The organism is Pasteurella canis (assembly GCF_900454865.1).
GTDB lineage: Bacteria > Pseudomonadota > Gammaproteobacteria > Enterobacterales > Pasteurellaceae > Pasteurella > Pasteurella canis.
The window spans coordinates 1,863,540-1,884,203 of record NZ_UGTV01000015.1; the positions used below are offsets into that span (position 1 = coordinate 1,863,540).

Below are 20,664 nucleotides of genomic sequence, written 5' to 3' on the forward strand. Positions count from 1 at the left end.
TATTTCATGAGAAAAAAGCATCACTTAATAAGTGGTGCTTTTTTATTTATATAAACGAATGATGATAAATTGTATTTCTATTCTAATACGAGAGGAACACTATTCTTTTGACGTGTTTCTTTATGTGATTTGATAAGTTGTATAAAAGGTTGAGCAAAGCGTTCTAGTTTGATGGCACCTATACCATTTATCTCAAGCATTTCAGCTTTAGTAGTTGGTTGGTATTGAGCCATTTCTTGTAAAGTTGCATCATTAAATACAATGTATGATGGAATATTTTCTTTATCGGCAATTTGTTTGCGTAAGAAGCGTAGACGAGCAAACAGATCTTTATCGTAATGATTATGGGCATTTTTTTGTGGTGCGATAGCTGCTTGTAATGAAGAGATACGAGGCATAGCAAGTTGAAGAGGTCGTTCACCACGTAAGAAAGGTTTTGCATTTTCTGTTAATTGTAATGTCGTATTGAAATGATCAAGAACTTGTTTTACTAAGCCTAAATGAATCAGCTGGCGAATCACTGATTGCCAATGCTCTGCACTTTTTTCTTTACCAATACCGTAAACGCTTAATGTTTCATGACCATTATCTTTGATTTTTTGATTATTTAGACCGCGTAAAATGGCGATGATGTAATGCATACCAAATCGTTGCCCTACGCGATAGATAGTAGACATGACTTTTTGTGCATCAATTAAAGCATCATATTGTTTTGGTGGATCTAAACAAATATCACAATTCTGACAAGGTGTTTGATGGTGTTCACCAAAATAATTGAGTAAGACTAAACGGCGACAAGTTTGACTTTCAGCAAATTCACCAATAGCTTGTAATTTCATCGCCTCAATTTGACGCTGTGGCGTATCGGGCTTTTCTAATAAAATTTTATGCAACCAAGCATAATCCGCTGGTTCATAAAATAGTACCGCTTCAGCAGGTAAATCATCACGTCCAGCACGCCCAGTTTCTTGATAGTAGGCTTCAATGCTACGAGGTAAATCAAAATGTGCAACAAAACGTACATTCGATTTATTGATACCCATACCAAATGCAATTGTTGCAACAACGACTTGTACATTATCACGTTGAAAAGCTCGTTGGACTTGTTCACGCTGACTTGCTTCCAATCCCGCATGATAGGCTTGAGCAGATATACCTTTGTTCCTAAGACTTTCTGCAATTCTTTCCACTTTGTTACGGCTATTACAATAGATAATACCGCTTTTCCCTTTTTGTGCTAACACAAAACGGCATAATTGTTCCATTGGTTTGTATTTTTCGACCAAGGTATAACGAATATTAGGACGATCAAAACTACCAATGTATATGTAGGGATCATGCAAGTTGAGGTGTAAGAGGATGTCTTTACGTGTGGCATGATCAGCGGTTGCAGTTAATGCCATAATTGGTGCGTTAGGAAAACAGCTTTTTAAACCACCTAATTGGCTATATTCAGGGCGAAAATCATGGCCCCATTGTGAAATGCAATGTGCTTCATCAATTGCAACAAAACTCACCTGACAATGGGAAATTAAATGAAAAAAGCTGTTAGTCATTACTTTTTCAGGCGAGACATATAAGAGTTTTAGGCGACCTGACATGATCTTATTGTGCACAGCTTGTTGTTCAGAGAATGTTTGGCTCGAATTGAGATAATCTGCCTCAATACCATTAGCAAGTAGTTGATCGACTTGGTCTTTCATTAATGAAATGAGTGGTGAAATGACTAATGTTAAGCCCTCAAAACATAAAGCGGGAATTTGATAGCATAATGATTTGCCATTACCTGTTGCCATAATGACGAAGCTATCTTTACCTTGTAATGTCGCATTGATGACTTCTTCTTGTCCAAGTCGGAAATGTTGATAACCAAAAACAGAATGTAAGACATCAAGTGCGGTCCGTTTTAACGCAATTTGATTAAAATCGACCGCACTTTTTGTTATATGTTGTTGCACTTCATTAGAACACATTATTTAATGAAATACCTATACCAATACGTTGAATATTTTTTTGATAATCGACTAAAGATTCACCATAGCCCGTATAATACTGAGTATAGAAACGAATATTTTTAGTGATTGGATAGCTATAGCTTGCCTCTAAACCACCTTTGTTAGACGTTGGATTATAATGTCCTGATAGTTTTATTTGATGATTTTGGTAATAATATCCTACAGCCAAGTCAGCATAGCCTCGATATCGACTGATATCAGGATTACCATCTGTTTTGGCTTTTTCAGGAATCCGCCACCAAGGTTTAATTTCTATTGTCCAGTTGCCTTTTGTAGCTGACATACGCGCATAAATACGATTCCAACTGCGTGATAATTTTTCGCGATCGTTACGACCATTTGATTGGTGATTAATACCTGTTTCGATATCTTGCATTTCCCAACCTAAGGGGAGGAGATGATGCGTTTTCCACGCTAGAAAAAGTTGTGGCTCGTAATTACTTTCTCTAAATGGAGATGAGTCATCGACATTACTTAGTTGAAACCACGATTTTTGTGTATAAGAAGCTGCTAATACAGAGTTTTTTCCCAAAATACCACGCCAAAGTGGCAATGCTAAACTAATTTTAAACTTAATTTCATCTTTACGTGTCTTATCTTTTTTTTGAAAGTTACCGTTCGAATAAGTTGCCATTAAATAGTTTTCTTCATAGCCCAACAGACCCACAAAATCATCTGATTTTGTTAGTAGCACTTGTGTTTTGCTTTGATAAGGACGAAACTTTTCTGTACCTTGTGCTAAGGTCGTTGTACTGAAAATGACACTGAATACACCAGTGAAAAGGAGCCATTTTTGTTTGATTTTCATGCTTTATCCTTAGCGAAAATGCACAGATTCTCCATGCGCCGCACAAGCCTGTTCTAAACAATCCCAAAATTTTTTGCCATCACTACTCACCCATTCATTGTTTTTAAAACTAAAATGGAATCCACCAACGCGACTGGCGAGCCATAATTCTAATAATGGTTCTTGTTTATTGATAACAATTTGACTGCGATCTTCAAAGGTGATGCTAAAAACAGAACCTTGTGTATCACAATCTACATCGCAATCTTGTGCTTCTAATTGTTCTTCAATTGTCGCCCAAACTTGCTCAATATTTTGATGAAATTCCGTAATGTTCATAAATTCCTCTTATTCATCGTGCTAAAAATAAAGATTATAAAGATTTTCGTATTATTGTGATAGCACAAAGGGAGATTTAATGGTAAAAAGTGTTGTCAATGTCAACAATAAAGGATAATAAAATGAAAAAATGGGTTTCCGCTTTCGTCTTAACTGCGCTTTGTGTCTTAACTGTAAGTTGTGGTGTAAAAGGGCCTCTTTATTTTCCAGAAAAAACACAACAAGACACAGTAAAATAGCAGGTAAGCAATGGATTATTTTCAATATCAGGCACAGCAATTAATGGCAGAAAACATATCTGTCCAAGAAATTGCTAATCAATTTGGTACACCACTTTATATTTATTCGCGTGCAACCTTAGAACGTCATTGGCATGCTTTTGATAAAGCGTTAGGTGATCATCCACATTTAATTTGTTTCGCTGTCAAATCTAATCCCAATATTGCACTTTTAAATGTGATGGCTCGTCTAGGATCGGGGTTTGATATTGTATCACAAGGTGAATTGGAACGAGTATTAGCAGCAGGTGGTGATGCCAGTAAAGTGGTCTTTTCTGGTGTAGCTAAGACGCATACTGAAATTGCTCGCGCTTTAGAAGTTGGAATTCGTTGTTTTAATGTGGAGTCTCTTGCCGAATTACGACGTATCAACCAAGTTGCTGCTGAAATGGGTAAAATTGCCCCCATTTCATTACGCGTAAATCCTGATGTCGATGCACGCACACATCCCTATATTTCAACAGGTTTAAAAGAAAATAAATTTGGGGTGAGTGTTGAGCAAGCTCGTGAAGTTTATCGTTTAGCAAGTCAGTTACCACATATTCAAATTACAGGTATGGATTGCCACATTGGTTCTCAGCTAACTGAATTACAGCCTTTTCTTGATGCGGCTGATCGTTTAATTGTGTTAATGGAACAGTTAAAACAAGATGGTATTTCTCTTAAACATTTGGACTTAGGTGGTGGTTTAGGCGTGACTTATACAGATGAGATGCCACCACATCCAACAGAATATGCCTCAGCATTATTAGAGAAATTACAAGCCTATAAAGATCTTGAGATCATTTTAGAGCCCGGGCGTGCTATTACTGCAAATGCTGGAATTTTAGTCACAAAAGTGGAGTACATAAAAAGTAATGAAAGCCGTCATTTTGCAATTGTTGATGCAGGTATGAATGATATGATTCGTCCAGCTTTATATCAGGCATATATGAATATCATTGAAGTTGACCGCACTTTAGTACGAGAAAAACAGATATATGATGTCGTTGGACCAATTTGTGAAACCTCAGATTTTTTAGGCAAAGAACGGGAGTTAGCGATCGCTGAGGGCGACTACCTCGCACAACGTTCAGCAGGTGCTTATGGGGCAAGTATGTCATCAAATTATAATTCACGTTCGCGTACAGCAGAAGTCATGGTAGATGGTGATAGAGTTCACCTCATTCGTCGTCGTGAAAGATTAGATGAATTATGGGCGCTGGAACAACTCTTGCCTTAAGTCAACAAAGATAAAAAAGAGCGGTTAACATTTTTTAGATGTTAACCGCTCTTTGATCTTTTTTATATGTTACATCATTGCTGAAACATATTTTAACATCACTCCAGCAGCGATTGCTGAACCAATAACGCCTGCAACGTTCGGTCCCATAGCATGCATGAGTAAGAAGTTTTGGTGATCTTCTTCTAAGCCAATTTTATTCGCAACGCGTGCTGCCATTGGTACAGCCGATACACCAGCAGCACCAATTAATGGGTTAATTGGGTATTTGCAGATTTTGTTCATCAATTTTGCCATCAAGATACCACTTGCTGTCCCAATAGCAAAAGCAACAACACCTAGCAGTAATATGCCTAATGTTTGTGGTTGGAGGAATTTATCTGCAACTAATTTTGAACCCACAGATAAGCCGAGGAAAATTGTCACAATATTGATTAACGCATTTTGTGCGGTATCATTTAGACGTTCTACTACCCCGCTAGTACGTAATAAGTTACCAAAGCAGAACATACCAAGTAATGGTGCTGCATCAGGTAACAGTAATGCAACGAGAGTGACTAACACAATTGGGAATAAAATTTTCTCACGATTACTTACATCACGTAGTTGTACCATGCGAATTTTACGTTCGGCTTTAGTTGTCAGTGCCTTCATGATTGGTGGTTGAATAAGAGGTACTAATGCCATATAAGAATAAGCAGCAACCGCAATAGCACCTAATAATTCAGGTGCGAGTTTACTTGAAAGGTAAATAGCGGTTGGACCGTCAGCTCCACCAATAATCCCAATTGCTGCAGCCTGTGGTAAGGTAAAGCTGATGAGCCCTGTCCAGTTTAATAATAATGCACCGATGATGGTTGCAAAAATACCAAACTGAGCTGCTGCACCAAGTAATAATGTACGTGGATTAGCAAGTAATGGACCAAAATCAGTCATAGCACCAACACCCATAAAGATAATGAGAGGGGCAACGCCATAGCCGATAGCAACTTTATAGAATAAAGCTAATACACCTGCAGTATATCCCATGTCACCTGCCATCACTTCTAATTCATTTTGGACAGAAGGTAGTGCATTAGTTATCGCTAACTTAATTGCTTCAGGATCCGCTATTGTATTGAGTTTTGCTGCTACAATTGCTAGCTGTTCAGTATTGCCTGAATGCAATAAATTATCTAAAGCACTCATTGCTAGCCCTGCTTCAGGGATATTTGACAACAGTCCACCGAAGCCAATTGGTAACAGCAATAAAGGCTCAAATTTTCGAGCAATGGCGAGCCAGAGTAGCACTAAGCTGATCAGCATCATTAATGCTTGACCTAACTCAAGATGCATAATTCCCATGCCCCGCAATAATGAAAGAATACTTTCCATAACAACCTCGTTAGCTTAATGTCATTAGCGTGTCACCAACAGCGACTGTATCACCGGCTTTTACGCTAATGCTTTGTACTGTACCAGCTTGGCTTGCACGAATTTCTGTTTCCATTTTCATTGCTTCTAAAATCAATAACACTTCTCCTTCCGCAACTTGTTGACCTTCTTTTGCGACCACTTTCCAGATATTACCCGCCATTGGTGCAGTGACAGGTGTGCCACTAGTAGCGGCTGGAGTAGCCTGATGTACAACCTGTGGTGTTGGTTGCGCTGGTGTGGTTGGTGTAATATCGCTTACCTCACCACCATCAGTCACTTTCACTACGAATGATTTACCTTCTAATTCCACAGTATATACAGCAGGACCAGTACTCGCAGCGGCTTTTGTTGTTGGTGCCGTTGGTTTTTCTACTGGTTTCGCTGTTTCTAATGTTGGTGCTGGCTCGAAGGCATCTGGATTACCACGATTTTCAAGGAATTTCCAACCAATTTGAGGGAAGAGAGCCACAATAAGGACATCATCGATTTCATTTTCAGCAAGCTTGATACCTTTTTCTTTTGCTTGTTGTTTAATTTCATCGGCTAATTTGTCCATTTCTGGTGCAATATGATCCGCAGGACGATCAGTGATTGCTTGTGCACCATCAAGTACTTTCGCTTGTAATTCAGCATTAACTGGTGCAGGTGTACGACCGTATTCGCCTTTTAAAATACCCGCAGTTTCTTTAGCTATTGTTTTATAGCGTTCGCCCATTAATACGTTGATCACCGCTTGTGTACCGACAATTTGCGAAGTTGGGGTAACTAGTGGAATAAAGCCTAAATCTTCACGTACGCGAGGAATTTCTTTTAAGACCTCATCAAGCTTATCAGAAGCATTTTGCTGTTTTAATTGACTTTCTAAGTTAGTTAACATCCCACCTGGTACTTGCGCTACTAGAATACGGCTATCTGAGCCTTTAAGCTGCCCCTCGAATTTGGCATATTTTTTACGGACTTCACGGAAATAAGCCGCAATATGTTCAAGTTTATTAATATCTAATCCTGTATCATATTGTGTGCCTTGTAATGTAGCTACCAATGCTTCAGTTGATGGGTGACCGTAAGTACCACTCATCGAAGAAATTGATGTGTCAATACCATCAATACCTGCCTCTACTGCTTTGAGTAACGCCATTTCTGCCATACCTGTGGTTGCATGGCAATGTAAATGAAGCTGAACATCATAGCGTTGTTTGATTTCGCTCACTAATTTATAGGCTTCTACTGGTGTTAAGATACCAGACATATCTTTAATGACGACAGAATCTACCCCGATTTCTAATAGCTGTTCAGTAATATTTAACCAAGTTTCTAAATTATGTACTGGACTTGTGGTATAACTTAATGTGCCTTGTGCATGTCCTCCATTACGTTTTACTGCTTGTAATGCTTGTTTCATATTACGTGGGTCATTCATGGCATCAAATACGCGGAAGACTGACATACCATTTTTTACAGAGCGCTCTACAAAGCGATCAACCACATCGTCGGCATAATGGCGATAGCCTAATAAATTTTGACCACGCAATAGCATTTGTAATGGTGTATTTGGCATTGCTTGTTTTAGCTCACGCAAACGCACCCAAGGATCTTCGCCTAAAAAACGAATACAGGCATCAAAAGTTGCTCCACCCCATGCCTCAAGTGACCAGTAACCAATTTGATCAAGCTCATGTGCGATTGGCAACATGTCATCAAGGCGCATACGCGTTGCGAAAAGAGATTGATGAGCATCGCGTAATACGACATCAGTAATAGCAATTTTTTTGTTTTGAGTAGTCATTTTTTATTTCCTTTTAAGTTATTTGAGCCCTTGTTGGCGACGGTGATGTATGACCGCTGCGATGATAGCAGGACGTAAATGTGCTAAATCGTGAGTATCTGATTGTGTTGTTGTTTTTGTTGTGGGAGTTGAAACAGGTTCTGGAAAGAAACGATTGACCAACTTAGACATGAGTTCAATAGCGTAAATCAGGATAAATAAAAATAGCATTACAAATCCTACACCAGCAAACATCAGATTTAAGCCTTCTTGCAGAAGTTCTGCATTTGTCATTTTAAGACTCCTTTTTTTAAATAATAATGTGGAATATTACTTCTTTTTGCGTAGAAAAAGTTTGATATGGGTCACAAAAAAGAAGAGCGGTTAATTTAATCCAAGTTTTATTGGTCTAGGTCAAAATTTACACATGATTGATGTCACAAATTATCCCTTATGCTATTTAAGAATATTATTTTGGGTTGGTTATATTCTTTTGAAATAAAAAGAGTTTTGCTTTTATATCGTATTTTACTTTGAGGAAATATTTTTATTTTATAGTCTATTATTTTTGTGATTAGACTCACAACTCTTATATTTTAGTGATGACAAATTAATCATTAGTGGTTAATTTACAACCGAGATTCATTCTCAACCATAAGCTGTTATCTTTTACTAAACAAAAGGATAATTTTATGATGTCAATTTTATCACCTAATCAAGTTTGGATTATTGTCGATCCAAAATTATCATTCTTTTTTCCCATAATGTTCTAATCCTCAATTTTTCATTTATTTACCCAATTTAAGATAAAGAATAAATGCCTATTTATTCTTAGATATTGTTTATCTCAATTTTAAGGATTTTATTATGGAAAACTTCAAACATTTACCAGAACCATTTCGTATTCGTGTTATTGAACCTGTAAAAAGAACAACACGTGCATATCGTGATGAAGCAATTTTAAAAGCAGGTATGAACCCATTTTTATTAGATAGTGAAGATGTGTTTATTGATTTATTAACGGATAGTGGTACTGGTGCTGTCACACAAGAAATGCAGGCAGCCATGTTACGTGGAGACGAGGCTTATAGTGGTAGTCGCAGTTACTATGCTCTTGCTAATGCAGTGAAAGAGATTTTTGGCTATGAATATACGATTCCTACTCACCAAGGGCGTGGTGCGGAACAAATTTATATTCCTGTATTAATTAAAAAACGTGAGCAAGAAAAAGGCTTAGATCGCAGTAAAATGGTGGTTTTCTCCAATTATTTCTTTGATACCACACAAGGTCATAGTCAAATCAATGGCGCTACAGTTCGTAACGTTTATACTAAAGATGCGTTTGATACCAGTGTCAATGCGGATTTTAAAGGGGATTTCGATTTAGAAAAACTTGAACAAGGTATTAAAGAAGTTGGTCCAGAAAATGTACCTTATATTGTTTGTACGATTACTTGTAACTCAGCAGGTGGTCAACCTGTATCACTTGCAAATATGCGTGCGATGTATGAAATTGCACAGAAATACGATATTCCTGTAATTATGGACTCTGCACGTTTTGCAGAAAATGCATATTTTATTCAACAACGTGAAGCAGGTTATAAAGAGTGGACAATTGAACAAATTACTTATGAAAGTTATAAGTATGCTGATGCATTAGCAATGTCTGCGAAGAAAGATGCGATGGTACCTATGGGGGGGCTATTGTGTTTCAAAGATAAACGAATGGAAGATGTGTATAACGAATGTCGTACGCTTTGTGTAGTACAAGAAGGCTTCCCAACTTATGGTGGTTTAGAGGGCGGTGCTATGGAGCGCTTAGCAGTAGGTCTACGTGATGGTATGCGTCAAGATTGGTTAGCTTATCGTATTAATCAAATAGAATACTTAGTGAATGGTTTAGAAGAAATAGGTGTTGTTTGTCAACAGCCAGGTGGACACGCGGCATTCGTCGATGCAGGTAAATTATTACCGCATATTCCAGCTGATCAATTCCCTGCTCAGGCATTAGCATGTGAACTCTATAAAGTAGCAGGTATTCGTGCGGTAGAAATTGGCTCATTCTTATTAGGGCGTGATCCAAAAACGGGTAAACAACTTCCTTGCCCAGCTGAGTTATTGCGTTTAACTGTACCGCGTGCAACCTATACGCAGACACATATGGACTTTATTATTGAGGCATTTAAGCAGGTAAAAGAAAATGCAGAAAATATTAAAGGGCTAACCTTTACTTATGAGCCAAAAGTGTTGCGTCACTTTACGGCACGCTTAAAAGAAGTATAAAAAACTTAATGCAGTTTCTGAAAACAGAAACTGCATTTTTCATTTTATTTCATAAAAAAGGAAAAGCATTATGAAAAAGACGCCTTCAATTTTCGGTGGTGCCTGTATTATTGCCAGTGTGTGTGTCGGCGCAGGAATGCTAGGCTTACCAAGTTCTGGTGCAGGTGCATGGACAATTTGGTCCATTCTTACTATCTGCTTTACGATGTTAACAATGACAGTTTCAGGTTGGTTATTGTTAGAAGCTTATAAACATTACGATCTTCGTGCTTCATTTAATACTGTAACTAAAGCGATGCTTGGTAATTCAGTAAATCTGATTAATAACTTAGCTGTTTATTTTGTGGGTGGTATTTTGCTTTATGCTTATACGACTGCTTCAGGTGGTATTTTAAGTGGATTAGCAGCGCCATTTTTTGAGCTCGATGCACGTATTTGGTCTGTCATTTTTGTTTTAGTTTTTTCGTTCTTTGTCTGGCACTCAACACGTATTGTTGACCGTGTATCTGTGATACTAATCGTGTTTATGTCATTGTCATTTGTGTTTAGTGTATTTGGTCTGACTGTAAATATTGATTTAGCGACTTTATTTGATACAAAAGGGGCTGATTCAAATTATGCAATGTATGCGATGGGACTGTTACCTGTGGCATTAACTTCATTTGGTTATCACCATTCTGTTGCAACAATGCGTGCTTATTATAGTGATGAGTATAAAGCAAAATACGCTATTTTAGGGGGGACGGCGATTGCGTTAGCACTTTATTTATTATGGATTATCTCAATTTTTGGGAATTTACCACGTGATCAATTTGGTCCTGTACTTGAAAGTGGTGGTAATTTAGATGTCTTACTTGGTGCGCTCAGTAATGTGATTGAATCAGCATCAGTAAAACAAGCAATTAATGCATTTTCTATCGCTGCTATTTTATCTTCATTCATTGGAGTTGGCTTAGGAGTATTTGATTTCTTAGCAGACTTCTTTAAGTTTGATAATAGCAAACAAGGTCGTTTTAAATCTTGGGCAGTCACTTTTTTACCACCATTAATTTTATCAGTTTCTTTCCCACTTGGTTTCTTAAAAGCGATTGGTTATGCAGGTGCAGTTGCAACAATTTGGACTTGTATCATCCCAGCATTACTCGCCAGAAAATCACGTACGATGCCAAATGGCGATATAGGATTTAAAGTTGCTGGCGGTAATTTCACAATTGTTGTTGTAATCCTATTTGGTATTGCTACAGCATTATTCCATTTCCTTGCGATGTTTAATATGCTACCAGTGTTTAAAGGCTAACTGATATTTCCAATTATAATAAGGGGCTATGCCCCTTTTTTGCGGATACATAAAAGTGCGGTCAATTTTGTTAATATTTTGTTGGAATAAAATGGGCAGATTATATCTGCCCAACTAAAGTCTTAGGAAAGGTATATTGTATAATGAAGTACAACAATGAATTAACTTAAATCAACATCTTTTGTGGCAAAGAAATAAGTTGTAATAAAGCCTGTAGCGTAAGCAACTACTGTACCGAATAAGTAAGTCAGAATAGCAGGGAAAACACCAATCGGCGATGTCATTAATGGTGTTGCTAATAGGCCAGATGGACCGAATACGGTATTTAATCCCATTGGATAGCCTAAATAAGCAATTAAACCAATTGTGAATCCGCCAGCTGCCCCTCCGATACACGCTGTGATAAAAGGTTTTACCCGTGGTAATGTCACACCATAAATTAATGGCTCACCTATACCTAAGAAACCAGGAATAATAGCTCCTCTAATTTGAGTACGTAATACGGCATCTTTATTCGCTTTGAAGTACAGTGCTAGCGCAGCTCCGACTTGACCTGCTCCCGCCATTGCTAATATCGGGAAAAGTGCATTAAAGCCTTGTGTCTCGACTAACGCAAAGTACACAGGAACGAAGCCTTGATGGATACCAAGCATGACGGATATTAAGAATAATCCTGCTAATATTGCAGAACCGAATGGATTACCATTAAGGTTTGAGAATAGCCAAGACATGCCATTAAATAAATAAACGCCAATAGGCATGATAAATAAGAATGTGAAGCAGCCCATGATCAGAAGTGTGACAGTTGAAGTGAGAGCCATGTCTAAACTATCTGGAATAAATTTTCTAACAAACCGCTCAACTTTAGCGCCCACAATTGCTGCAATCAATACTCCAATAATATTACCACGGGGATCAATGGTTAAACCAAAGAAATTACTAAGACCTGAGTAAATGCCTTTGGTGGCTTCTGGGTTATAACCAAGAATAAAGAGTGAGGCGAGAATTGCGCCATTTACCCCTGAACCACCGAAGGCTTTTGCTGCGTTATAACCAATTAAAATGCTCAAGAAACTAAACAAGCCTTTACTGAACACTTTCATATAGGCAATTAAATCAACTAAAAAGCCGTTTGGGTTTTCTACACCAGTAACAAAAGCTTGTTGTAAAACAGTTGCGAGACCAAGTAATAAACCAGCCCCGATAAAACCAGGAATCAGAGGGGTAAAGATAGTGGCAAACTTAGCAAAGAATTGGTGAATATTGCTTGTTTGCGTTGATTTAATTTGTTGTTTTTGTTCTCGAGCGATGTCTTTGAGTGATGGTGAGGAGATTTCGCTATCTACCATACTTTTCAATAGTTCTGCAGCTTTAGCTGCTTTACCTGGACCCAGAATGATTTGTAATTGCTCATCGGCTTCAACTACGCCTAACACTCCGTCGATTTTTTTAAGCTCATCTATCTTAACTGCAGATGATTGCTGTAGTGTCACCCGTAAACGGGTCATGCAGTTAGTGACAGTTTGAATGTTGCTCTTTCCACCTAATAACTGCATCAGCCTGTGGATCATCGCATTATCTATGATTGCCATAATCTTCTCCTTTTTAACTTGCCTTATTTGACTGAAGTTAATGCTTGGTGAATAAAACCATTGGATTCAGCCAAACAATTTTTGGCTTCTTCCGCTGACATATTGAGCAACAACATTACAATAGCCACTTTACATTGACCTCCAGACTGTTCTAATGCTTGCTCTGCTTGATTGTAATCACATTGCGTTACCTGCATTACAATATTTTTTTGTCGCTCAACTAATTTAGCATTCGTTGCTACGACATCAACCATTAAGTTACCAAATACTTTACCTGTTTTAATCATGGCACCTGTAGTAAGCATATTGAGGATAAATTTTTGTGCGCTACCCGCTTTCATCCGAGATGATCCTGTGATGACTTCTGCGCCTACTATTGGTGTAATAGCAATTTGAGCAAGATTGGCAAGAGAGGAATCTGGGTTACAGCTAATTCCAACGGTCACACAACCTAGTTGGTTTGCATATTCAATGCCAGCCAGTACATAAGGCGTGCGCCCACTTGCTGCAATACCAACTAGTACATCTTGCTTACTTAATTGAATATCTTTTAAATCTTGTACACCTGCGCTCCGATCATCTTCAGCATTTTCTACTGCTTTTAAAATTGCTGATTGACCACCCGCAATTAAACCGACGACTTGTTCATGTGGTGTACCAAATGTAGGCGGGCACTCACTAGCATCTAATATTCCTAGACGCCCTGATGTTCCCGCGCCTAAATAAATTAATCTCCCCCCTTTCATAAAAGTTTCAGCAATAGCATCAACTGCTTTAGCAATTTCAGGTAAGACTTTCTCGACTGCTAAGGAAACTTTTTGATCTTCCTGATTAATTACTGCTAACATATCTAAAGTTGAAAGTTGATCGATATTTGTACTGAATGGGTTTCGACTTTCTGTTACGAGTTCGTTAATTGTATTTTGCATAAAAAATTCCTTAAATAGCTTTACCTTGGATTATTTTATTCCAAACGAGATGATCTTAGGGAATTATTTATTCATTCTGTGAGCTTGCTCACTTTTTATCCGTTATTTTGAGGAGCTATGGGATTTTTAATTAAATTGAAGCATGCCTATCATTCACTTTCGCCTAATGAACAACGTATTGCGGATTTTATCTTGAAGAATCCAAATATTGTAAAATCCTCTTCATCAAAGGTACTTGCAGCGCAAGTTGAGGTGAGTCAATCTGCGATCATTAAATTTAGCCAGAAATTGGGAGCGGATAAGTTTAGTGATTTTAAGTTAGCGATTAGTGAAGAATTAATTCGACAGGAAGCACAACAAGAAAAGCGTATTCATTTACATGACACGATTACTGATCAAGATGATTTAACCGAAATTGCCGAGAAACTTTTTCTAGAAAAACAACAAGCTTTAAAAGAAAGCTTGAGTTTAAATCCTACTAAACAGATTGCCGCTGTTATCCAATGTTTATTATCGGCTAAGCGGATTCAATTAATGGGAATTGGCAATTCTGCCTTGGTTGCTAAGGATTTATTCTATAAGCTGACTAAAATTGGGCTTCCCGCTGTGACTGAAACGGATACGCACGCACAACTTGCAATGAGCCAAAGCTTGACATCACAAGATGCTTTATTTTTGATTTCATTTTCAGGTCGTCATCGAGAAATTTTATTGGCAGCAGAGAATGCACGAGCCCATCAAGTCAAAATCATTGCATTGACAGCATTACAAACAAATCCCCTACACCAGCTGGCTGATTATGTTCTTTATTCAGTGGCTGATGAGTCTAAATTCCGTAGTTCTTCTATTGCCTCTCGTACCGCACAACATGCTATTACCGACTTGCTATTTATGGGCATTGTGCAACAGAAAGACGATGCGAATGCATTGATTTTAGAAAGTCGAGAGTTGATTGGGCAGTTGAATAAGTTTCGTTAGAGAGAAGTGCGGTAGAAATTTTCACAATTTTGACCGCACTTATTTTGAGTCGCTATACTACTTGTGTAAAGAAGTCGCGAATACCGACTAACATATTGTTAATTGCGACAGCAGCGAGAATTAATCCCATTACCCGACTAATCACTGCCGCGCCAGTGTTACCTATTAAGCGTTGGATTTTATTTGCCATCAGTAACAAGATGTAGGTAATAAACAAAATGCTTAACATAATAATTGTTGTGATGACTTGATCAAAAAAACTAAAACGGTGGTTATCTGTTAATAATACAATGGCCATCATTGCCCCAGGAGAGGCTATAGAAGGTACTGCAAGAGGATAAACTGCCAATTCACTTAAACTAGATGACATACGCATCTCATGTTCTGGTTTTCCCTCACCAAAAATCATTGTTAACGCAAATAAAAGGAGTACCAAGCCACCTGCAATTTGGAAAGCTGTAAGTGGAATTTGCATTGCTTCTAATAAACCCTGACCTAAAATTAAGAAGAACATTAAAATACCACTTGCAATAACAACTGCTTTTAAGGCAATTTTTCGTCTATCTTCAATTGACAGGCCGACGGTCTTGGTTAAGTAAACGGGTACTGAACCAATAGGATCTATAACTGCCCACAATACGACAAACTGCACGATGAGTGAATCAAACATTGGCAACTCCGATAAAAAAGTAGAAAATACCCCATTCTATAATAAAAGTTGAACGAGACATACTGACAAGCAATGCTTTTTTTTACAAATTTAACTTTAAAACGCGGGCAATCTATTTTGCTCGACAATACCTCTGCTGCGATTAATCCTGGACAAAAAGTGGGTCTGGTGGGGAAAAATGGTTGTGGAAAGTCTTCTTTATTAGCCTTACTCAAACAAGAGGTGAGTGCGGAAGGGGGAGAGGTCAGTTTTCCAAACAATTGGGCGTTGTCTTGGGTGAATCAGGAAACGCCAGCATTAGATACTACTGCATTAGACTATGTGATTGAGGGGGATCGTGAATACTGCCGCTTACAGCAGGCATTAGCTCTTGCTAATGAAGAAGGTGATGGACATCAAATTGCCTATTTACATGCACAACTTGATGCAATTGATGCATGGACGATTCATGCACGTGCTGCTGCTTTATTACATGGTTTGGGTTTTAGTCAAGATGAATTACAACGCCCAGTAAAATCCTTTTCAGGTGGCTGGCGGATGCGTTTAAATTTAGCACAAGCCCTACTTTGTCCTTCCGATTTATTATTGTTAGATGAGCCAACTAACCACCTAGATTTAGATACTGTGATGTGGTTAGAGCGTTGGCTAGTACAATATAAAGGTACATTAGTATTGATTTCCCACGATCGTGATTTTCTTGATCCGATCGTCAATAAAATTTTGCATATTGAGAATCAAAAGCTTAATGAGTATACAGGGGATTATTCTTCCTTTGAGATACAGCGAGCCACAAAACTGGCGCAACAAACGGCCCTTTATCGTCAACAACAGCAAAAAGTCGCACATTTACAGAAATATATTGATCGTTTTAAAGCAAAAGCCAGCAAAGCAAAGCAAGCACAAAGCCGAGTAAAGGCACTAGAACGAATGGAGTTGATTGCGCCTGCTTATGTAGATAATCCATTCCATTTTGAGTTTCGTGATCCATTGGCTTTGCCAAATCCTCTGCTGTCGATGGAACAAGTTAGCGCAGGCTATGTGACGGAAGATGGCAAAAGTGTGGTCGAGATTTTAGAAAAAATTAAGTTGAATTTAGTACCAGGCTCACGAATTGGCTTGTTAGGTAAAAATGGAGCAGGTAAATCAACATTGATTAAATTATTAGCAGGTGAGCTATCTGCGCTGGCTGGACAAATACAGCTTGCTAAGGGTGTACAATTGGGGTATTTCGCTCAGCATCAATTAGATACTTTACGTGCAGATGAAAGTCCATTATGGCATTTGCAAAAATTAGCACCACAGCAGACGGAACAACAACTAAGAGATTATCTTGGTGGTTTTGCATTTAAGGGTGATAAAGTCAATGAGATAGTTGGCTCTTTTTCTGGTGGAGAGAAAGCTCGTTTAGTGTTAGCGCTTATCGTCTGGCAGCGTCCGAATTTATTGTTACTTGATGAACCGACTAACCATTTAGATCTTGATATGCGCCAAGCACTTACTGAAGCATTAGTAGATTATCAAGGCTCATTAGTTGTGGTCTCTCATGACCGCCATTTATTACGTAATACAGTAGAAGAGTTTTATTTAGTACATGATAAAAAAGTAGAGCAGTTTTCAGGTGATTTAGACGATTATCAAAAGTGGTTGAATGAATTGTCTCGTGTGCCAGACTCAAAGCTAGTACCACAAGCTGAGCAAGAAAATAATCAAAGTAGTGTGAATCGTAAGGAGCAAAAACGTCGTGAAGCAGAATTAAGACAACAGACGGCTCCGCTACGCAAAAAACTACAACAATTTGAAATGCAGATGGACAATTTATCAACTAAGTTAGTAGAGATAGAAACACAGCTTGGCGAAAGTGAGCTGTATTTAGCGGAAAATAAAGATAAGTTGACTACGCTGTTAGCTGAACAAGTCAGTCATAAGAAGCAATTAGAGGAGATTGAAATGCAATGGTTAGCTCTTCAAGAGGAGCTCGAAGAACTGCTTGCTGAGTAAAAAGTTATTACTTTTTTAAAGATAAAGGGCTTATTTGATGAAATAAGCCCTTTTGTTTATTTTTTTCTATTGAGTTGAGATTTAAAATAGTCCTCAATATTATCTACTATGATTGCTCCACGATTGACGCTTTTACCTCTTACATGCTCATTAATAATATTGATAAATGGAACAGAGGCTTTAATTTTTTCATCATGTACATTGGGATTACCAGGAACAAGTGCTAATGCATCGCACATCACTAAAATAGCCTCTGCGACATAACTATCTGGAATTGGACGACCAAGGTTAATGTCTTGGTTATTGGACTCAATTAATTTACCTGTTGCATCATAGATCGCTTTCGTTTTAATCACGGTTTCTTTAGTATTGCAGTTTGTTGCTATACGCTCAATAGCATAAGCACCATTTAATAACGTGGCGATTAAAGCAGTACGTGTATCACCAAAAGTATCAATACTTGATAATCGAATAAAGAACATGGGGTTATTGCCAATCCATTGGCTCCGTAAAGCTTCGGTTCGGTACATATACGAAACGTAAGAGCTTGTATTAGTCACGTTTTCAATTGCAGGTGGTTCAACATAAATAGACGTATTTGCTGATGTGATTGTCGAACTAAGTAATGTGCCGATACATAAAGTTGTACTGAAAAAAGTTCTGATATTCATATTTTATTCCACTTGACCTGTATTTTATTTGCTCACTATAACATTCTTATTGAATTTTTATAGTCAATTTTCTTCAGGCAGAAGGAAACGCTTAACCTACAACTTGTGGTAAATAGCCTGCTCTCGTAATAAACGGAATCAATGTAATTGCCACACCAAGTATAAGAACAAGCACTAGTACAGGTGTACCGCCACTGACTCGATAAGGTAGGTTAGGGTGTATCTGACGAACCTTCCAAACTAAAGCAACAGGTAACACTACAGCATAGAAAGCGAACATCTGACCTGCATAACTGAGGGCTAAGACGAACCCTTGTGGGTAGAAAAAAGCAAAAAGTAATGGTGGTAGAAAGGTTAATATGCCTAGTATCATTCGATTTCCTGAAATATTAAAGACACGTTTTAATAGATCTTCAATACATTCAAATAACCCTAATGCCACGCCTAAGAACGAAGTAATTAAAGCTAAAGCTGAGAAAATTTTCACGGCTTGCGCTAACATTGTGCTGCCTGTAATTTGAAAACTAGCATTCACTAAGCCATTTAACGTTGGATCTTGTTGTAAAATATCTAAAAAATGAGATTGGCTCAGCACACCATGAGTCGAAAATTGCCACACAATATAAAAGACCAGAGTGATAGTTGAACCTGTGAGAATAGCAAATCGTAATGCTTTCACGTTGCCTTGTAAATAATGGTTTAAACTTGGAATTGAACCATGGAAACCAAAAGAAGTGAAAAAAATCGGACTTGCTGAGAGTAATAAGGCTTTATCAATAGGCATCGCCATCAGATTATTGACAGTAACTTTAGGTAACATCAGACACAGTACAAATACAAATGTTGTGAGCATGATGAAAAATAATAAGCGATTTATACCATCAACACTTTTTGTACCAATAATAACAAATGCACCAAAAAATAAAGTAAATATACCAATAGCGATTTTGGATGTTGTATTCTCATTGACAATAGTAGGTAGGCTTGAAGCAAGAATTGAACCCCCGCCTGTAACATAAGCAGATAATAATGCATATAAGAAAACGAGTAATACTGTTGTTGCAACAATTCGTCCGAAACGACCAAAGTATTGTGCGGCTAATGTGCCAATACCTGCATCTGCGTCAGTAGTTTGATAGACTTCGACAAATAAGAGTGCAGTACAAGTGAGTAATGCCCACAGTGCAATTAATAAGACCAAAGTAAAGCTAAAGCCAATGCCTGCTGAAGTGAGAGGCATTGCAAGCATCCCTGCACCAATCATAGTGCCTGATACAAGCAGTGTACTGCCAGCTGTTTTATTCACGATAGTTTCCTTTTTTAATCAAAATGATTAATTGTAAACATATATTTACATTTTTTATAGATGTATATTTATATTAGCAATAGAGAAATAATAAAGCCAGTTTTATTCTTATTTTGATATAAGATAATGATGGATATTTTTTGTAATGAAATGTTTACATTCTTATCGAAGGTAATAAAAAAGCCAAAGTACAAAACTTTGGCTTTTTCTGTATGTTAAACTTTATTAAAAGTTAACCGCACTTTTCAGTTTCTTCAGTGCGTTAGCTTCAAGTTGGCGCACACGTTCTGCTGAAATATTATATTTTGCAGCTAGATCTTGCAATGTTGCTTTATTTTCATCTAACCAACGTGCTTTAATAATATCTAGGCTACGTTCATCTAACCCTTCTAAAGCAACAGTTAATTGCTCAGTGGCTTGTGTTTCGTAATTTTCATTCTCTAATTCTGCTGCAAAATTAGAGGTTTTATCTTCTAAATATAATGATGGTGAGTAGGTTTCTTCATTGTCATCTGTTGGTAAGTCAAAAGCAACATCTGAACCTGTCATCCGTGATTCCATTTCCATCACATCTTCAGGAGAAACACCAAGTTCATTTGCGACCATCTCTACTTCATTTTCATTAAACCAACCTAAGCGTTGTTTCGTTTTACGTAGATTAAAAAATAATTTACGTTGTGCTTTCGTGGTTGCTACTTTTACAATACGCCAGTTGCGTAATACATATTCGTGAATTTCTGCTTTGATCCAATGTACAGCGAAAGAAACTAAACGCACCCCTACTTCAGGATTAAAGCGTTTAACGGCCTTCATCAGACCAATATTACCTTCTTGGATTAAATCCGCTTGAGGTAAGCCATAGCCTGAATAACCACGCGCTACATGGATAACAAAACGAAGATGTGAAAGAATCAGCTTTTTAGCCGCTTCCAAATCTTCTTGATAATACAAACGCTCCGCTAATTCCTTTTCTTCCTCAGCGGTAAGCATTGGATATTCATTTGCAGCACGAATATATGCTTCAATACTGCCTTGTGGAACCAACATCATGGTTTGTGTTTCTTTGTTCATTGTTTTCCTTCTTAGAAAGTGAAAGATAAATTTCCGAGTGTAGTTAT

General features: G+C 37.8%; 19 protein-coding genes. 7 read left to right on the forward strand and 12 right to left on the reverse strand.

The genetic code is table 11. From position 1 onward, the window contains the following. Window positions 1-77: 77 nt before the first annotated feature. The 3 genes from recQ to cyaY are packed head-to-tail and all read right to left on the reverse strand — an operon-like array spanning window position 78 to window position 3,141. Entirely contained in the window at window positions 78-1,973 is a 1,896-nt protein-coding gene (gene recQ / locus DYE19_RS09360; RefSeq protein WP_115323356.1) for a DNA helicase RecQ, read from the reverse strand. Beyond that, the gene (gene pldA, locus DYE19_RS09365) at window positions 1,963-2,823 is read right to left on the reverse strand and encodes a phospholipase A (RefSeq protein ID WP_082303079.1); all 861 of its coding nucleotides are present in this window, start codon (window positions 2,821-2,823) and stop codon (window positions 1,963-1,965) included. Before pldA ends, recQ begins: the two co-directional genes overlap by 11 nt. Window positions 2,824-2,832: 9 nt before the next feature. Continuing rightward, window positions 2,833-3,141 carry an iron donor protein CyaY gene (cyaY, locus tag DYE19_RS09370; RefSeq protein WP_115323357.1) on the reverse strand — a complete coding sequence of 103 codons (309 nt, stop codon included), beginning with the start codon at window positions 3,139-3,141 and terminating at the stop codon, window positions 2,833-2,835. A 122-nt stretch (window positions 3,142-3,263) separates the two neighbouring features. Here cyaY and lptM point away from each other — a divergent pair, with 122 nt between their 5' ends. After that, window positions 3,264-3,380 carry an LPS translocon maturation chaperone LptM gene (gene lptM / locus DYE19_RS09375; protein ID WP_115323358.1) on the forward strand — a complete coding sequence of 39 codons (117 nt, stop codon included), beginning with the start codon at window positions 3,264-3,266 and terminating at the stop codon, window positions 3,378-3,380. 10 nt (window positions 3,381-3,390) lie between these two features. Beyond that, complete coding sequence (gene lysA / locus DYE19_RS09380) at window positions 3,391-4,641, forward strand: diaminopimelate decarboxylase (RefSeq protein WP_049215785.1); 1,251 nt, start codon at window positions 3,391-3,393, stop codon at window positions 4,639-4,641. A gap of 69 nt (window positions 4,642-4,710) precedes the next feature. On the opposite strand, the gene DYE19_RS09385 is transcribed toward lysA, so the two are convergent. From DYE19_RS09385 to DYE19_RS09395, 3 genes are read right to left on the reverse strand one after another with little or no spacing between them, the layout of a single operon-like run. Continuing rightward, complete coding sequence (locus tag DYE19_RS09385) at window positions 4,711-6,015, reverse strand: sodium ion-translocating decarboxylase subunit beta (RefSeq protein ID WP_049215784.1); 1,305 nt, start codon at window positions 6,013-6,015, stop codon at window positions 4,711-4,713. A gap of 10 nt (window positions 6,016-6,025) precedes the next feature. Beyond that, window positions 6,026-7,843: a sodium-extruding oxaloacetate decarboxylase subunit alpha gene (gene oadA / locus DYE19_RS09390; RefSeq protein WP_115323359.1), complete on the reverse strand. Its 1,818-nt coding sequence runs from the start codon at window positions 7,841-7,843 to the stop codon at window positions 6,026-6,028. A gap of 18 nt (window positions 7,844-7,861) precedes the next feature. After that, the gene (locus tag DYE19_RS09395) at window positions 7,862-8,116 is read right to left on the reverse strand and encodes an oxaloacetate decarboxylase subunit gamma (protein WP_115323360.1); all 255 of its coding nucleotides are present in this window, start codon (window positions 8,114-8,116) and stop codon (window positions 7,862-7,864) included. 401 nt (window positions 8,117-8,517) lie between these two features. Between DYE19_RS09395 and tnaC the strand changes: the two genes are divergently transcribed. The 3 genes from tnaC (at window position 8,518) to DYE19_RS09410 (ending at window position 11,402) form a co-directional block, all read left to right on the forward strand. After that, a complete protein-coding gene (gene tnaC, locus DYE19_RS11560; RefSeq protein WP_223668404.1) occupies window positions 8,518-8,595 on the forward strand; it encodes a tryptophanase leader peptide in 78 nt (25 codons plus the stop codon). 94 nt (window positions 8,596-8,689) lie between these two features. Continuing rightward, window positions 8,690-10,105 carry a tryptophanase gene (gene tnaA / locus DYE19_RS09405; protein WP_049215778.1) on the forward strand — a complete coding sequence of 472 codons (1,416 nt, stop codon included), beginning with the start codon at window positions 8,690-8,692 and terminating at the stop codon, window positions 10,103-10,105. A gap of 70 nt (window positions 10,106-10,175) precedes the next feature. Next, window positions 10,176-11,402 (forward strand): aromatic amino acid transporter, encoded by a 1,227-nt coding sequence (locus tag DYE19_RS09410; protein ID WP_049215776.1) that lies wholly within the window; start codon window positions 10,176-10,178, stop codon window positions 11,400-11,402. Between the two features lie 161 nt (window positions 11,403-11,563). On the opposite strand, the gene murP is transcribed toward DYE19_RS09410, so the two are convergent. Then, on the reverse strand, window positions 11,564-12,994 hold the full coding sequence (gene murP / locus DYE19_RS09415; protein WP_049215775.1) for a PTS N-acetylmuramic acid transporter subunit IIBC: 1,431 nt from the start codon (window positions 12,992-12,994) through the stop codon (window positions 11,564-11,566). A gap of 23 nt (window positions 12,995-13,017) precedes the next feature. Continuing rightward, the gene (gene murQ, locus DYE19_RS09420; RefSeq protein WP_115323361.1) at window positions 13,018-13,923 is read right to left on the reverse strand and encodes an N-acetylmuramic acid 6-phosphate etherase; all 906 of its coding nucleotides are present in this window, start codon (window positions 13,921-13,923) and stop codon (window positions 13,018-13,020) included. A gap of 117 nt (window positions 13,924-14,040) precedes the next feature. On the opposite strand from murQ, the gene DYE19_RS09425 reads away from it, so the two are divergent. Then, window positions 14,041-14,901, forward strand: a complete 861-nt coding sequence (locus DYE19_RS09425) for a MurR/RpiR family transcriptional regulator (protein ID WP_115323362.1) — start codon at window positions 14,041-14,043, stop codon at window positions 14,899-14,901. A gap of 52 nt (window positions 14,902-14,953) precedes the next feature. On the opposite strand, the gene DYE19_RS09430 is transcribed toward DYE19_RS09425, so the two are convergent. After that, entirely contained in the window at window positions 14,954-15,571 is a 618-nt protein-coding gene (locus DYE19_RS09430) for a MarC family protein (RefSeq protein WP_049215769.1), read from the reverse strand. Between the two features lie 72 nt (window positions 15,572-15,643). Here DYE19_RS09430 and DYE19_RS09435 point away from each other — a divergent pair, with 72 nt between their 5' ends. Further along, the gene (locus DYE19_RS09435) at window positions 15,644-17,569 is read left to right on the forward strand and encodes an ABC transporter ATP-binding protein (RefSeq protein WP_115323363.1); all 1,926 of its coding nucleotides are present in this window, start codon (window positions 15,644-15,646) and stop codon (window positions 17,567-17,569) included. 56 nt (window positions 17,570-17,625) lie between these two features. Here DYE19_RS09435 and DYE19_RS09440 read toward each other — a convergent pair whose 3' ends face one another. The 3 genes from DYE19_RS09440 to rpoH form a co-directional block, all read right to left on the reverse strand. Continuing rightward, window positions 17,626-18,240: a hypothetical protein gene (locus DYE19_RS09440; protein WP_115322273.1), complete on the reverse strand. Its 615-nt coding sequence runs from the start codon at window positions 18,238-18,240 to the stop codon at window positions 17,626-17,628. Between the two features lie 91 nt (window positions 18,241-18,331). After that, entirely contained in the window at window positions 18,332-19,546 is a 1,215-nt protein-coding gene (locus tag DYE19_RS09445) for an aromatic amino acid transporter (protein ID WP_115323364.1), read from the reverse strand. A gap of 225 nt (window positions 19,547-19,771) precedes the next feature. After that, window positions 19,772-20,617, reverse strand: coding sequence for an RNA polymerase sigma factor RpoH (gene rpoH, locus DYE19_RS09450; RefSeq protein WP_049215762.1), 846 nt, complete (start codon window positions 20,615-20,617; stop codon window positions 19,772-19,774). Window positions 20,618-20,664: the final 47 nt, after the last annotated feature.